Consider the following 15801-nt stretch of genomic DNA (forward strand, 5'->3'; position numbering starts at 1 on the left):
AGGCAATCTGGAATGAATTTTGGCTACGTTACTGTGAACGGAGTGAACAGTAACGAATATAGTAAATAACAGTGGCTCTATGAAAATCCGGGGGTATATCCACCGGATTTTCTTCATATGTATAGAAAGAATTAAGATGATTAAGAGGGGGATATGTCATTGTATGATTACGGACTTGGCACTTTGGCTCAGTATGAGCTGACAGCAGACCGTTCTGCAAGGACAAGAGGAGCTTTACTCTGCTATACAGCTCAGGGACTTCTGATCCTGAGGGAATTTCACGGTTCTGAAAAAAAGCTGGAAAAACAGCAGGAGCTTTTGATGAGACTTCAGGAAAATGGTATAAATACCGATTATTTTCTGCGGAATAATCAGGAAAGTCTGGTCAGTAAAGATAAGACTGAACAAAGGTTTACACTCCAGCACTGGTATGAAGGAAAAGAGTGTGACACAAAATCCCGGGAAGATATTTTAAAAAGTGTCCGGACACTGGCAAGGTTACATATTTTAATGAAAATGGAACCTGTGGAGGAATACAGGGAAAGATCTCTCAGGGAGGAATATCTCCGGCACAATCAGGAGCTTCGTAAGATACGCAAATTTATACGGAACAAAGGAGCATCCAATGTATTTGAGAAAAATTATCTGGCAAGTGTGGAGCAGTTTCTTGAAAGGGCACAGTATGCAGTAAAGCTTCTGGACGAGACGGATTATGATGATCTCAGGGAAAGGGCATGGCGGGAAGGACAGGTATGTCATGGAGAATATAATCAGCATAATATTCTGATGCTGAAAGGTGATCATTTGGGGACGGCAGTCACAAATTTTGGTCACTGGAGTTTTGATATTCAGGTAGCAGATTTGTATCGTTTTATGAGAAAAATACTGGAGAAATATAACTGGAATCTGGAACTGGCAGGGGAAATGCTCAGGGAATATCATAAAATCCGTCCAATCTCGGCAGAAGAGTGGAAAAATCTGCGTGTACGTTTCACTTATCCTGAAAAATACTGGAAACTGGCAAATTATTATTATTCACACAAAAAGGTGTGGATTTCAGAGAAAAATGTGGAAAAGCTTCAGAATCTTATCAGACAGAGAGAAATCTGGGAGAATTTTGCAGAGGAATGTTTCAGGGATTATCCTCAGTAATACAGAGCTGAACAGTTGTGCGGAACAGTTACGAAAAACCTTGACAATATGGGGAAAAAGGTATATATATAGAGGATAGAGCTCTGTCGCTTTTGGCAGATGCCACCAAACAAGAAAGAGATCATTAGAGGAGGAAACACCATGAATAAAACAGAATTAGTAGCAGCTATGGCGAAAGAGACAAACTTATCCAAGAAGGACGTAGAAGACGTTCTGAAATCTTTCGTTGATGTCGTTTCTAAAGAACTGAAAAATGGCGGAAAAATCCAGTTAGTAGGATTTGGTACATTTGAAGTAAGTGAAAGAGCTGCTCGCGAGGGAAGAAATCCTCAGACTGGTGAAACTATGAAAATCGAAGCTTCTAAATCACCGAAATTCAAAGCTGGAAAAGCATTAAAAGATATGGTTAACGGTAAATAATAAAGGCGATAACCGGGGGAACGAAAGTTCCCCTTTTTTGATACTCCGGCGGAGTAATTCGTGAGTATCCATTTACAGGAGTAAAATATGAGATTAGATAAATACTTAAAGGTGTCACGTCTGATCAAACGCCGTACAGTGGCAAACGAAGCATGTGATGCAGGAAGAGTTCTTGTCAACGATAAGCCTGCCAAGGCATCTGTACAGGTAAAGACGGGAGATACTATTGAAATCCAGTTCGGAAGTAAGAATGTCAAAGTAGAAGTACTGGATGTAAAAGAAACTGTCAAAAAAGAAGATGTAGAGAGTATGTACAAATATCTTTGATTCCGGATGGTAATTTGCAGCTTTTGGCATTTGTGCAGTGGGAACATATAAATTTTTAACATTTTATTGTCTATTTCCATTTTCCGGCACATAAACTACTGATAAGTAATAGATTGGCAGGTCATAGTTTCCGGAGGCTGTGACCGGGAGGCGTCTGTGGAAGAGAAGAAGATACTTTCAACTCACAGCCTGATGCTGGAAAACCGTCAGAACGGGAGAATTACCGGGGTAAAGGATATTAAATCCTTTGATGAAAAAGAAATCCTGCTTTTTACACAGGCAGGGAAACTTGTAATAAAGGGAGAACAGCTTCATGTGAAGCAGCTTGATCTGGAAAAGGGAGAAGTAGATCTGGAGGGAAAAGTGGACAGTCTTACCTATCTGTCAAAGAATACAGATAACAGGGATGAATCCTTATTTAGAAGGATGTTCCGGTGAGAGATGAGTGCATTTATTCATCATGAATTACTTCTGCTGCTCCGGACAATAGCTGTGGGTGCTGTTCTCCTTTTGTGTTATGATCTGCTGGCTGCATTCAGGAATGTTTTTGCACATTCGGATAAAGCTGTCGGGACGGAAGACATTCTATACTGGCTTTGTTGTGCCTTTTTTGTTTTTTCGGAGATTTACAGAAGCAATGAAGGGATCCTGCGGTTTTTTTTGGTTTTAGGCTTTTTATCCGGAGCGTATATCTGCCACAGGATTCTAGGAGATATTTTTGTAAAATGCTGTACGAAATTTATGGAGATTCCTGTAATAATTATTAAATTTTTGATAAAATGGTTGCTATTTCCGGTCAAAAGATGTAAACTCCTGTGGTATAAAGCGTATAAATATGCTAAAAAAGGAAGGCTGGCAAATTGGGTAATTCTAAGAAAAGGAAGAAAAAAAAGAAAGTAGGGTATAACTCTCTTGGAATGATTGCGATTGCGCTGGTTGTTTTAGTCCTTCTGGGAGGACTGATGCTAGAAAGTAATGACCTTAAGGAACGCCTCACAGGATATGATGCTAAGGCCGCCACTCTTCAGCAACAGATTGAAGATGAGCAGACACGTACAGAAGAAATTGATAAATTAAAGAAATATATGGAGACAGACGAATATGCAGAAGAGGTTGCCAGAGAGAAACTGGGACTTGTGAAGGACAATGAGACTGTTTTTAAGAAACAGCAGTAATAAATGTCGAAAACTTTTGCGAAGGATTCGTCTGCGTTTGACAGATATTTCAGAAACCCTTCCATATAATATCTGTAACTGTTTAGTACTTTGTGAAAGAGAGGACTGTTGAACAGTTATAGAGATTCTCTGATAAAAATGCAGTAGTCTGCTATATACAGGGAATGAATAAGGGGAGGGGAGAATATGCAGGAATGGATGATTGCCATGCTCGTTATCAGCATTATGCTGATCATACGGGACATGGCAAAAACTATTTTAGCAGAAAATCTGCCGGATACAGAAGAACTGCCGTCTCTGCAGGAGGGCCATCCTCAGAAAGAGAGGGTGGAGAAGTATGCGGCATCTTTTCAGAAACTGGCAGATACTTTCTACGGGATGCCTTATCGGAAAGATTATCTGAGCAGCAGGCAGGTTGAGCAGATCATTGAGGATACAAATGCAAAGGTATGCAGCAGATGCTATCAGAGGGAAATCTGCTGGGGAGAACACAGTCAGGAACTGGTGAAAGGAGTGGAGGCACTGGTACGTTCCATGGAGAGTGGAAACGAGGAAAATGTCAGAGGCATCCGCGCTGACTGGACAGGCATATGTCCCCGTTCCGTACAGTATTATGAGACGGTTGCAGAGAATTTTCAGAAAGAAAGGCAGAACCTGATGTGGGATAACCGTATGATCGAGAATCGGCTGGCAGTAGCACAGCAGCTTATGGAAGTCTCACATATCATGGAGAACGTAGCCAGTGATTTGTATGACCTGGAGCGAGTAACGCCGCAGTTTGAAGAAGAACTTCGCAAGGGACTGAGAAAGAGCCATGTGATCCTTCGCAGGGCATGGATGATGAATAAGGTGAAAGGACGTAAACAGATTTTTCTCACCATGCGTGCCAGAAGCGGTCAGTGTATTTCCATGACAGAGATCGCACAGCTTCTTTCAAAATACTGTGAAATTTCCATGGTACCTGTAAATGGGAGCAGATGTATTGTAAACGGAGAATATCACACTGTACATTTTGCTGAGGATGTAAGCTATCAGGTTCTCTATGGAACGGCCAGGCTTACCAGAGAAGAAGAGAAGGTTTCCGGAGATAATTATATATGCAGACAGGAGGATGGCGGCAGGTTTGTTATGTGCCTTTCGGATGGCATGGGCTCAGGGATGGAAGCATGCAGGGAGAGCGAGACAGTTGTGGAACTTCTGGAACAGTTTATGGAGTCAGGATTTTCCCAGGAAACGGCAGCAAAGATGGTAAATTCTGCTCTGGTACTCAAAGGAGAGGAGGGTATGTTTTCTACAGTGGATATCTGCGCAGTGGACCTGTATACAGGAATCTGCAATTTTCTGAAGGCGGGGGCAGCGTCTACATTTATCAAAAGAGATCACTGGGTGGAATCTATTACTTCTGAAAGTCTGGCCGCAGGGCTTGTACAGCAGATTGATTTTGAGACAGCTACCAGAAAGCTGTACCATGGGGATTACCTGATCATGATGACAGATGGAGTCCTGGATGCATTGCCTGACCAGAAAGAGGAGGAAACCATGAAAGAAATCATTATGGATGTTCACGAGGAATCACCGAAAGATTTCGGCAGGGGAATACTGGAACGGGTGTTGGGATACAGCGATTATCATGCACGGGATGATATGACAGTGCTGGTGGCAGGCGTGTGGAAAAAATAATGCTGCGGATACTAAAATAGAAAAGGAAATCAGGATAAAAATGGAAAGAGAAATTCTTGCTTATATAAAACAAAACAGGATGATCGGAAAAAATGATGTGGTCCTGGCAGGAGTGTCCGGCGGAAGTGACTCTATGGCAATGCTCCGCATTTTAAAGGAGCTTCAGGGAAAACTGGATTTTACATTGAGAGTGGTCCATATACATCATGGAATACGTGGAAAGGAAGCGGACAGGGACCAAAGCTTTGTGGAAAACATATGCCGGAAGTGGCAGATTCCATGTACTGTTTATTGTTATGATGTTCCGGGATTGAGCCGGGAGTGGAAGCTGGGCGAGGAAGAGACGGGAAGGATTGTAAGAAAAGAAGCTTTTCAGAGGGAAGCTGCCGTCTGTGGGAGAAAGGACAGTGAGATAAAAATTGCATTAGCGCATAATCAGGAGGATCTTGCGGAAACTATGCTTCATAATCTGTGCAGAGGAACAGGTCTGCGGGGACTATGCACCATGCGCCCTGTAGACGGAGAGATTATCCGCCCGATTCTGTGCTTAAACCGGGACAAAATTGCAGAGTATCTGAAAGAAAAGAAGATTTCTCATATTCAGGACAGCACCAATCTGTCAGATGAATATACCAGAAACCGAATCAGACATCATATTCTTCCTATGTTGGAACAGCAGGTCAATGGAAAGGCAGCGGCACATATGGCAGAGACTGCGGCAAGGATTTCCCAGGCAGAGGAATATCTTACGCAGCAGAGCTGCCTGGTTTTGGGCGAGTTTCATAAAGGTAAGGAATATTACTTTACTGAAAAATTTTTTATGGAGCCTCAGATCATTCAGGTTTATGCATTACAACAGGCGATGGAACAGCTGGCAGGCAGACGGAAGGATCTGGCGGCTGTTCACTATGAGAAGGTTCTGGAACTTTATGAAATGCAGACTGGAAGACGGATCAGCCTTCCTTATCACATGGAAGCCAGAAGAGATTACGAGGGAGTAAGACTTTGTCGGTACGGAGAGGAGAAGTCAGCCGGGATGATCGGTGAAAAGCATAAAGGTTCAGATATCCAAAACGGAAAAACAGTTTGCGGAAAAAATATATCAGACAGGGAATGGAAAATCAGAATTCCGGGGACTGTGACCAGTCCGCTGGGAATTTTTTCGGCAGAAATATTTTTGTATGAAGGTCAGAAGATTGAAGAAAAAAAGTATACGAAATGGATGGATTATGATAAAATAGAAAAGAATCCGTATATTCGCACCAGACGGACAGGAGATTATATGGTTATCAATGCGCAGGGGAACACAAAGAAGCTGAACCGCTGTATGATCGATGAGAAAATCCCGTCGAAATACAGAGACAGCATTCCGCTGATCGCATGTGGAAAAGAAATCCTCTGGATGGTGGGAAGTAGGATGAATGAGAGGTATAAAATTAACCCCCAAACCAGGAAGGTGTTAGTATTAAATTACCAAGGAGGAAACGAAAATGAGTGAGAAAATCAAAGTTTTACTCAGCGAAGAGGAAGTAGATTCCCGTATTAAGCAGATCGCAGCAAAGGTCAGCAAGGATTATGCAGGCAAGGAAATCCATTTAATCTGTGTATTAAAAGGTGGTGTATTCTTTACCTGTGAACTTGCAAAGAGAATCACAGTGCCGGTTTCTCTTGACTTTATGTCTGTATCCAGTTATGGTGATGACACCAAGTCCAGCGGTGTTGTAAAGATCGTCAAAGACCTTGACCAGCCACTGGAAGGAAAGGACGTTCTGATCGTAGAGGATATCATTGACTCAGGAAGAACATTAAGTTATCTCATCGAAATTCTGAAGCAGAGAAATCCAAACAGCATCCGTCTGTGTACATTGCTGGACAAACCGGAGCGAAGAGTCAGAGATGTAAGAGTTGATTATTGCTGCTTTAACATCCCGGATGAGTTTGTAGTTGGCTATGGTCTGGACTATGCACAGAAATACAGGAATCTTCCATTCATAGGAGTAGTGGAACTGGGGGAAGACTGAAAGGAGATTTAAGTAAGTGAATAAACAGCCAAGCAGAATTGGTCTGTATCTGGTGCTGATCATTGCACTGGTAGCCGGTTATTTTTATCTGAATAACCAGGTGGTTTCCCAGAGTAATTACACACAGAAGCAACTGGAGCAGGCTCTTGAAGACAACAAAGTGGTTGATGCGACAATTCAACAGAACAGAGAAGTGCCTACAGGTTCTGTGATCGTAGATACTACTGACTCCGGTCAGAAGAAGGTTTATGTGACAGATGTCAATCAGGCAATCGAACTGTTGAATAAATACGATATTGATATTACAACTCAGGATGTACCCGGAGACAATGTATTTCTGACAACCTTACTTCCGGTTCTTCTCACAGGTGCCCTTGTGATCTTTCTGATCATGATGATGAACCGCCAGATGGCAGGTGGCGGTGGCGGCGGAAATGCCAAGATGATGAATTTCGGCAAGAGCCGCGCAAGAATGTCATCTCCGGATGATAATAAGAAAGTTACTTTTGACAAGGTAGCAGGTCTGCAGGAGGAGAAGGAAGATCTGGTAGAGGTGGTAGATTTCCTGAAATCTCCACAGAAATATACAAAAGTAGGCGCAAGGATTCCGAAAGGTGTGCTGCTTGTAGGCCCTCCCGGAACTGGTAAGACACTTCTGGCAAAGGCAGTGGCAGGAGAAGCGGGAGTTCCGTTTTTCTCCATTTCCGGTTCTGACTTTGTGGAAATGTTTGTCGGTGTAGGTGCATCACGTGTGCGTGATCTTTTTGAAGAAGGCAAACGCCATGCACCATGTATTATTTTCATTGATGAGATCGATGCGGTTGCAAGACAGCGTGGAACCGGTATGGGCGGCGGACATGATGAGAGAGAGCAGACACTGAACCAGCTTCTGGTAGAGATGGATGGCTTTGGTGTGAATGAGGGAATCATTGTGATGGCAGCGACTAACCGCGTGGATATCCTGGATCCTGCAATTTTGCGTCCGGGACGTTTTGACCGTAAGGTTGCAGTGGGACGTCCGGATGTGAAGGGAAGAGAGGAAATTCTCCGCGTTCATGCCAAGGACAAACCTCTTGGAGAGGATGTAGATCTGGCTCAGATTGCCAGAACAACAGCAGGATTTACAGGTGCAGATCTGGAGAATCTTCTGAATGAAGCTGCCATTGAAGCAGCGAGAAAGGGAAGAGGATTTATCCTTCAGTCTGATATCAAAGGTGCTTTTATCAAAGTAGGCATCGGTGCAGAAAAGAAGAGTAAGGTGATCTCTGAGAAAGAGAAAAAGATCACCGCGTATCATGAATCCGGACATGCGATCCTGTTTCATGTACTTCCGGATATGGATCCTGTCTACACGATTTCCATTATCCCGACAGGAATGGGAGCAGCAGGTTACACCATGCCTCTTCCGGATAATGATGAGATGTTTAATACCAAAGGAAAAATGCTTCAGGATATTATGACACTGTTAGGCGGGCGCATAGCAGAGGAAATTATCTTCGGAGATATTACGACTGGTGCATCCAATGACATCAAACGTGCAACTGCGACAGCCAGAAGTATGGTTATGAAATACGGAATGTCTGATAAACTTGGTCTTATCTGTTATGGTGATGACGATGACGAGGTATTTATCGGCAGAGACCTGGCTCATACCAGAAGTTACAGTGAGGATGTTGCCAAGTCCATTGATGAAGAAATCCGCCGTATTATCAGTGAATGTCATGACCAGGCAAAGAAAATTATTCTGGAACATGAGGATGTTCTGCACAAGTGTGCAAGTCTTCTTCTCGAGAAGGAAAAGGTGCACAGAGACGAATTTGAAGCACTTTTTACAACAGAAAATCCGGAAACAGAAAACAACAGTATATAATGTATACAAAAAAGTGTGCCAAATTTTGTGAAGTTTGTGCACACTTTTCTCTTGCCTCATGGTATTATATAAACCGTAAAAACCCCCCAATACATTATATAGTTTTTGCTACACCCCATAAGAAGAAATACCTTCTCCAAAAAAGCCAGCTTATCCCGCTGGCTTTTTTACTGTCTTAAAATATCATTACTGTTTACGTTATTTTCAGCAATGAAATATCTGCTTCGCCGGAATCCGGCAGTCCGAAATACTGTGACAGAATGAATGGTTGTGCAGAATCACTGAATATATAAGTATTTTTGGGAAAAACAGATGGTTGTCAGATGGTTTATTTTAGGATAAAATAATAAAATGATAAATGACAGAGAGGACTGGACGGAAATGGAACATGAAAAAGCAGATATAAAAAAAAGAATGCAGTACATCCTGAATATGCGTCCTGTGTTTAATAAAGAGGCGCTTTTCAGTGACGGAACAGAATATTACAGAATACCTGCAGAACCAAAGGCAGGAGATACAGTAACGATCAAATTCCGTACCCAGAGAAATAATGTGGATTCTGTATATCTGGTAAGCCAGGAGCAGCGTGTGCAGATGGAGATTTGCGGGACAGAGAACGGATTTGATTATTATTCTGCCCAGGTGACGATTGGAGAGGACATCTTCCGTTATTATTTTGAGATACAGTATGGATGGGTAACCTGTTATTACAATAATCAGGGAGTCTGTATGAAACATGAGGGCAGGATGGATTTTGAGATTTATCCGGGCTTTGATACTCCAAAGTGGGCCAAAGGTGCGGTAATGTACCAGATTTATGTAGACCGTTTTCTTAACGGAGATCCTACCAATGATGTTGTGACCGGAGAATATCATTATATTGGAGATAAGAGTGTACAGGTAGAACAGTGGAATAAGATTCCGGCAGTGATGGGTGTGCGTGAATTTTACGGCGGTGACCTGCAGGGAATTATGAACAAACTGGATTATCTGCAGGATCTGGGAGTCGAGGTTATTTATTTAAATCCGATCTTTGTTTCTCCAAGTAATCATAAGTATGACTGTCAGGATTATGATTATGTGGATCCACATTACGGCAGGATTGTAGAAGATTGTAATGAGGGAATCCTTCTTGGAGATGACGATGATAATTCCCATGCATGGAAATATATCAAACGTGTGACAGATAAGAAGAATCTGGAAGCAAGTAATGAGCTTTTTGCGAAACTGACAGCAGAGATCCACAGAAGAGGAATGAAGATCATTCTGGATGGTGTGTTCAATCACTGCGGTTCTTTTAATAAGTGGATGGACAGAGAACGTATTTATGAGAATCAGGAAGGATATCCGAAAGGAGCTTATGTTTCTGCGGACAGTCCCTATCGTAATTTCTTTTCCTTTAATGATCCTAATGCATGGCCATATAACACCTCCTATGATGGATGGTGGGCACACGATACACTGCCTAAATTAAATTATGAGGGTTCCAGAGAACTTTATGATTATATTCTTCGTGTTGGACAGAAATGGGTATCTGCTCCTTATAATGTAGACGGTTGGAGACTGGATGTGGCGGCGGATCTGGGACACAGCAATGATTTTAACCATCAGTTCTGGAAAGATTTCCGGAAGGCAGTGAAAGCTGCCAATCCAAATGCCATTATCCTGGCAGAGCATTACGGTAATCCGGAAGGCTGGCTGAAAGGTGATGAATGGGATACAGTCATGAACTATGACGCATTTATGGAGCCGCTGACCTGGTTCCTGACAGGTATGGAGAAGCACAGTGACGAGTATCGTGAAGACCTGTTAGGAAACAGTGAGGCTTTTATCGGAGCTATGAAAACGCACATGAGAGCGCTTCATATGTCTGCACTTCAGACAGCCATGAATGAATTGTCAAATCATGACCATTCCAGATTCCTGACCAGAACCAATCACAGGGTAGGACGAATTTCCTATGCAGGTCCGGAGGCGGCATCTGAGGGAGTAAATCCGGCAGTTATGCGTGAGGCGGTTACCATCCAGATGACCTGGCCGGGCGCACCGACTGTATATTACGGAGATGAGGCAGGACTCTGTGGATTCACAGATCCGGATAACAGACGTACTTATCCCTGGGGACGTGAGGATTATCAGATGATCGACTTCCACAGGGTAATGATCCGTATCCATAAGAAATATGAAGTGTTAAAAACGGGATCACTGGGATTTCTCTGGAATGATTATCAGGGACTTTGTTATGCGAGATTTTCTCATGATGAACAGATAATTGTGATCGTAAATAATCAGGAAGAAGGCAGGGAAGTGGAGATACGGTTAGAACAGGCAGGAATCAGCCGTCTGGAAGATACAAAGCTGAAACGTGTTGTCATGACATCTGCAGTGGGATTTACGGAAGAATGTAAAGAATACACAGCAGCAGCCGGAATTCTGAAGATCACAATGCCGGCATTTGGCGCAGTGGTCTTACATCATAAAAATTAACAAAATGCGAAGCGGATGATCTTATCCGCCTGACCCGGACGGCAGCCTCTTGCGGAAGAAGGGGCTGCCGCTTTATAATATAACAAAAAAAGATCCAGACAAATGTCTGAACCTTTTGATGGATGGAGAAGGATTCGAACCTTCGAAAGCGTTGCTAACAGATTTACAGTCTGCCCCCTTTGGCCACTCGGGAATCCATCCTTAAACCGAAACTTATTATATATGAAATATTTAAATAATGCAAGCACTTTTTTATAAATTGCAGAAAATTATTATATATTGTGTATTGCCGGACTTTTTTGCATATCTTCCGGGGAATTTTGTTTGTTATTTTTTTGGCAAAAGAGTAGACGAAAAAGCAGAAATCTGGTAATATAACCATATCTGGATATAGATGTAATTCCATATCGGAGATTGATTAGGGTAACTGAGAATGAACACAGTTACTACAGATTAGGAGGAATTTATCATGTTAGTAAATGCAACAGAAATGCTGAAAAAAGCAAAAGCAGGTCATTATGCAGTTGGACAGTTCAACATCAACAACCTTGAGTGGACAAAGGCTATTCTTTTAACAGCTCAGGAACTGAACTCTCCTGTAATCCTTGGTGTATCCGAAGGTGCTGGTAAATATATGACAGGTTATAAAACAGTTGTTGGTATGGTTAACGGAATGATGGAAGAACTGAACATCACTGTTCCTGTAGCTCTTCACCTTGACCACGGCAGCTATGAAGGATGCTTAAAATGCGTTGAAGCAGGATTCTCATCCATCATGTTCGACGGATCTCATTACCCGATCGAAGAAAACGTTGCAAAAACTAAAGAACTGGTTAAGATCGTTGCTGAACACGGAATGTCTCTGGAAGCAGAAGTTGGCTCCATCGGTGGTGAAGAAGACGGTGTTGTAGGAATGGGCGAATGCGCAGATCCTAAGGAATGCAAGATGATCGCAGACCTTGGTATTGATTTCCTTGCAGCAGGTATCGGTAACATCCATGGAAAATATCCGGCTAACTGGAAAGGCTTAAGCTTTGAGACTCTGGATGCTATCCAGAAACTGACAGGAGAGATGCCTCTGGTACTTCACGGTGGCACAGGTATCCCGGCAGATATGATCAAGAAAGCTATCGACCTTGGCGTATCCAAAATCAATGTAAACACAGAATGCCAGCTTTCTTTCGCAGCAGCTACACGTAAATACATCGAAGAAGGAAAAGATCAGCAGGGTAAAGGATACGATCCTCGTAAACTTCTTGCACCTGGCTTCGAAGCAATCAAAGCTACTGTTAAGGAAAAAATGGAATTATTCGGATCAGTTAATAAAGCCTGATGATAACCTCATAAGTAAAAAATCCCGCATCCTTGTGATGTGGGATTTTTTTATGGACTCAAAAACCTGATGGGCTACGACAACCGAACTCGGACAAAATATACCGCAAAGTGGGGCGTGCAGATTGCAGGAATGATTTTTCAGAAACGCTCTAAAGTAACAGGCGGTTGCTATCTGGAATGAATTTTGGCTACGTTACTGAGAACGGAGTGAACAGTAACAACAGGCGAACTGCATTTTACAAATTGATTTTTATCTCTCTATATAATAAAATAATTGCAGATATCTAAAATAAGGTGAAAGGAAGTAGCAGAACAAAGGATGGAACAGAAAAAAGCCTTAAATAGAAAGAAGCTGAAAGTGATTCTTGTAATATGTATCGTGATGATCGTGACAGCGGGAATCGGTCTGGCTGCTTACATACATCATGTGGATACTGTCACACTGGGAAGGAAAGTGAGTGTGTACAGGTTAGATGTATCGAAGCTTACTGTGGGAGAAGCGCAGCAGAAAATATCTGAAGCATTTCAGAATAAAAAAATAACATTTCATGAAGATGGAAAGGATGTTTATAATGTTTCAATGGAACAACTGGGATACAGTCTGGATCAGGACATTCTGAAAAGTGCACTGGAAACATTGAAACAGGAGAGAAGCGGGACATTTAAACTTTTTGCATCACAGAGAGATTATAAGATTGATTATCAGATCATCAGAGATGAAGCGCAGGAACAGGCAGCATTGTCTGCGGATCATTTTGATGAAAAAGACAGAACAGAACCTACGGATGCACATATCCGATATAGTAAAAAGAAACAGAAATATGTGTTGGTGAAACAGGTTTCCGGAAATCAGATTGATGAAAACAGGCTATTAAGCTATGTGGAGGAAACTCTGGATAAAGATTTCGAAACAGAATTGCTTACATCTGATGTAAAGATGGAATTAAACGAGGAAGTTTACCGGCAGCCGGATATTGAAGAATCAGGCGAAATGAAGCAGAAGGTGAAGAAGTTAAACAGCCTGTTGAAAAAATACCGCAGTACAACAGTTTCTTATCTGTTTGGTGAGGAAACGCAGGTGCTGGATTCAGACACGATCAGTTCCTGGCTGCAGATTAAAAATAGTGGTATAAGCATTGATAAGGATGCGGCTGCAGATTACATATCGAATATGGCAAATAAATATAATACTATTTATGTGCCGCGTACTTTTCATACATCGTTGGGAACGGATGTTACGGTTTCTGATAATGAATATGGATACAGGATCGATCAGGATGCAGAGCTGACACAGCTTCTTGAAGATCTTAAAAGTGGTGAAAATGTATCCAGAGAGCCGGTGTACAGCAGCAGTGGCATGAAGAGAAACGGAACAGATGACCTGGCAGGCAGTTATATAGAAGTCAGTCTTGATTCACAGCATTTATGGCTGTATAAAGATGGTGCGCTGGTTACTGAAACAGATATTGTCAGCGGTGCACCCACACCGGAACGTGAGACTTACAGAGGAGCATGGCCGATTGCATATAAGGCTAGTCCGTTTACGTTAAGCAGTGAAGAATATGGATATGCGGAAACGGTAAAATACTGGATGCCGTTTGTTTATGGACAGGGACTTCATGATGCATCATGGCAGTCTGCATTTGGTGGAAACCGATATAAGACAGGACATGGAAGTCACGGCTGTATCAATCTGCCGGAAGATCAGGCGGCATTGATATATAATACGATAGATGGAGGATATCCTATTATTATTTATTAAAGATATATAGGATGGATTTTATCTATCTGATTAAAGAGAAAGAATAGAAGAGGTATAAAAATATGGAATTTCAGAATCTGATAGAAAAGAGACGGAGTGTTCGTAAATATGTAGAGAGAAATACGGTGACGAAAGATGAAATTTTGAGTATGATAAAAGCAGCTCAGGAGGCGCCTTCATGGAAGAACTCTCAAACAGGACGTTATTACTGTATTATGGACGAAAAGAATGTGGAACAGTTCAGACGGGAATGTCTGCCGGAAATGAATGCAGGGAAATGTGAGAATGCAGTGTTGTTGGTTAGTACTTTCGTACATAACAGAGCAGGTTTTCAGAAAGATGGAACAGCGGATAATGAAATTGGAAATGGATGGGGATGTTATGATCTTGGGCTGCAGAATGAGAACCTGATATTAAAGGCTGAAGAACTGGGATATGGAACTCTTATTATGGGAATCAGGGATGCGGATAAGATCAGAGAATTTTGTTCTGTTCCGGAGACGGAGACTGTTGTTGGGGTAATTGCGGTAGGAGTTCCGGGGGAAGAGCCTGGACGGCCAAAAAGGAAAGATACAGAAGAGATAGTGAAGTTTTTGTAAGATCAGTTAAAGGGGGATGTGGCACCAAACAATTCTTTTCGGATTGGTTTTGGGTCTTAAGAAAAGCTAAGGCTGGGAAGTCTGCTAAAAGGAGGACGCAGCCCCAAACAATTTTATTCGGCTCGGTTTCGGGCCTTAAGAAAAGCTAAGGCTGGGAAGTCTGCTAAAAGGGGGACGCAGTCCCAAACAATTCTCTTCGGCTCGGTTTCGGGTCTTAAGAAAAACTAAGCCCGGGAAGATCAGCTAAAAGCATTCGCAGATAACTCAAACTCGCCGCGAAGCGGCTCAGACAGTGAGTGATCTGCGAATAACGCTGATCTTCCCGGGCTAAGATTTTCTAAAGACCCTGCAAATGTCGCCGAAGAGAATTGTTTGGGGCTGCTGGCTGTTGGCTGTGACTGGTGGCTGAAAGAGAAGAGAGATGGTGGTCTGTTAGTTTTGTGGAATAGAAAAGTTTCCTATATATAGTATGAAGGGTACGGGATGTTGTGTATATATGGTATATGGATGCTGTATAATATAGGAAGGATAGATAGGGAGGATGGTTGGAATTCAGGTGTAAGATAGACTGGATGGTTGCTGGGGATTTAGTGGAGATTGGGGTGAAAATATAAAAAGTTTGTCAAATTATGAAATTAACTGTTGACAGGGGCTGCTTTCGGTGTTATATTAGTTGAGCTGTCGGAAATAATTGTTTCTTGAAAAGAGACAATTTAAGATAATTTCTGAAAGAAAAAAGAAAATTTAAAAAAGTGCTTGACAACTTAAAATGAATATGTTAAAGTAATCAAGTCGCTTGAACAGAGCTGACAATCACAGATCAGAAGAACAGTTCGGAAATCCGGAAGAGTTCGAAAAACTTTGAAAAAAGTTCTTGACAAAGAAAAAGAGATGTGATAAAGTAAACAAGCTGTCGCAAGACAGACAACCTTGATAACTAAACAGTGAAACACATACGATTCTCGAAAATTCT

General features: G+C 42.1%; 16 protein-coding genes and 1 tRNA gene. 15 read left to right on the plus strand and 2 right to left on the minus strand.

The features are described from left to right. The first annotated feature begins 153 nt into the window (after positions 1-153). From LI074_RS15480 to LI074_RS15530, 11 genes are all read left to right on the plus strand, one after another. Positions 154-1152: a phosphotransferase gene (locus tag LI074_RS15480; protein ID WP_243281269.1), complete on the plus strand. Its 999-nt coding sequence runs from the start codon at positions 154-156 to the stop codon at positions 1150-1152. Positions 1153-1293: 141 nt separating this feature from the next. Beyond that, the gene (locus tag LI074_RS15485) at positions 1294-1572 is read left to right on the plus strand and encodes an HU family DNA-binding protein (RefSeq protein WP_008707945.1); all 279 of its coding nucleotides are present in this window, start codon (positions 1294-1296) and stop codon (positions 1570-1572) included. Between the two features lie 87 nt (positions 1573-1659). Continuing rightward, positions 1660-1899, plus strand: a complete 240-nt coding sequence (locus tag LI074_RS15490; RefSeq protein WP_008707948.1) for an RNA-binding S4 domain-containing protein — start codon at positions 1660-1662, stop codon at positions 1897-1899. A 156-nt stretch (positions 1900-2055) separates the two neighbouring features. After that, on the plus strand, positions 2056-2337 hold the full coding sequence (gene yabP, locus LI074_RS15495) for a sporulation protein YabP (RefSeq protein WP_008707950.1): 282 nt from the start codon (positions 2056-2058) through the stop codon (positions 2335-2337). A 3-nt stretch (positions 2338-2340) separates the two neighbouring features. After that, positions 2341-2799 (plus strand): spore cortex biosynthesis protein YabQ, encoded by a 459-nt coding sequence (gene yabQ, locus LI074_RS18010; protein WP_118614835.1) that lies wholly within the window; start codon positions 2341-2343, stop codon positions 2797-2799. After that, the gene (locus LI074_RS15505) at positions 2760-3074 is read left to right on the plus strand and encodes an FtsB family cell division protein (protein WP_022380528.1); all 315 of its coding nucleotides are present in this window, start codon (positions 2760-2762) and stop codon (positions 3072-3074) included. The genes yabQ and LI074_RS15505 overlap by 40 nt, the downstream gene beginning before the upstream one ends. A gap of 186 nt (positions 3075-3260) precedes the next feature. Beyond that, positions 3261-4754 carry a SpoIIE family protein phosphatase gene (locus tag LI074_RS15510; protein WP_008707956.1) on the plus strand — a complete coding sequence of 498 codons (1494 nt, stop codon included), beginning with the start codon at positions 3261-3263 and terminating at the stop codon, positions 4752-4754. Positions 4755-4794: 40 nt separating this feature from the next. Then, positions 4795-6252, plus strand: coding sequence for a tRNA lysidine(34) synthetase TilS (tilS, locus tag LI074_RS15515; RefSeq protein ID WP_118614833.1), 1458 nt, complete (start codon positions 4795-4797; stop codon positions 6250-6252). Beyond that, positions 6245-6775, plus strand: a complete 531-nt coding sequence (gene hpt / locus LI074_RS15520; protein ID WP_020993437.1) for a hypoxanthine phosphoribosyltransferase — start codon at positions 6245-6247, stop codon at positions 6773-6775. Before tilS ends, hpt begins: the two co-directional genes overlap by 8 nt. A 16-nt stretch (positions 6776-6791) precedes the next feature. Next, positions 6792-8645 carry an ATP-dependent zinc metalloprotease FtsH gene (ftsH, locus tag LI074_RS15525; RefSeq protein ID WP_055054071.1) on the plus strand — a complete coding sequence of 618 codons (1854 nt, stop codon included), beginning with the start codon at positions 6792-6794 and terminating at the stop codon, positions 8643-8645. A 351-nt stretch (positions 8646-8996) separates the two neighbouring features. Further along, positions 8997-11132 carry a glycoside hydrolase family 13 protein gene (locus LI074_RS15530; protein WP_082433233.1) on the plus strand — a complete coding sequence of 712 codons (2136 nt, stop codon included), beginning with the start codon at positions 8997-8999 and terminating at the stop codon, positions 11130-11132. Positions 11133-11251: 119 nt separating this feature from the next. Here the strand turns inward: LI074_RS15530 and LI074_RS15535 are convergent. Then, positions 11252-11333: transfer RNA gene (locus LI074_RS15535), tRNA-Tyr, on the minus strand. A gap of 268 nt (positions 11334-11601) precedes the next feature. Between LI074_RS15535 and fba the strand changes: the two genes are divergently transcribed. Beyond that, positions 11602-12465: a class II fructose-1,6-bisphosphate aldolase gene (gene fba, locus LI074_RS15540; protein ID WP_022379939.1), complete on the plus strand. Its 864-nt coding sequence runs from the start codon at positions 11602-11604 to the stop codon at positions 12463-12465. On the opposite strand, the gene LI074_RS18235 is transcribed toward fba, so the two are convergent. Continuing rightward, complete coding sequence (locus LI074_RS18235) at positions 12448-12588, minus strand: DUF6783 domain-containing protein (RefSeq protein ID WP_306797806.1); 141 nt, start codon at positions 12586-12588, stop codon at positions 12448-12450. The genes fba and LI074_RS18235 overlap by 18 nt on opposite strands. Between LI074_RS18235 and LI074_RS18015 the strand changes: the two genes are divergently transcribed. The 3 genes from LI074_RS18015 to LI074_RS15550 all read left to right on the plus strand — a co-directional run bounded on the left by LI074_RS18015 (position 12535) and on the right by LI074_RS15550 (position 14828). Further along, complete coding sequence (locus tag LI074_RS18015; RefSeq protein WP_306452295.1) at positions 12535-12648, plus strand: DUF6783 domain-containing protein; 114 nt, start codon at positions 12535-12537, stop codon at positions 12646-12648. The two genes, LI074_RS18235 and LI074_RS18015, sit on opposite strands and share 54 nt — an antisense overlap. A 138-nt stretch (positions 12649-12786) precedes the next feature. Beyond that, the gene (locus LI074_RS15545; protein ID WP_118593313.1) at positions 12787-14229 is read left to right on the plus strand and encodes a L,D-transpeptidase family protein; all 1443 of its coding nucleotides are present in this window, start codon (positions 12787-12789) and stop codon (positions 14227-14229) included. Positions 14230-14291: 62 nt separating this feature from the next. Further along, complete coding sequence (locus tag LI074_RS15550) at positions 14292-14828, plus strand: nitroreductase family protein (protein WP_008707965.1); 537 nt, start codon at positions 14292-14294, stop codon at positions 14826-14828. Positions 14829-15801: the final 973 nt, after the last annotated feature.

The organism is Blautia sp. MSK18_10 (assembly GCF_020553185.1).
GTDB lineage: Bacteria > Bacillota > Clostridia > Lachnospirales > Lachnospiraceae > Blautia_A > Blautia_A wexlerae.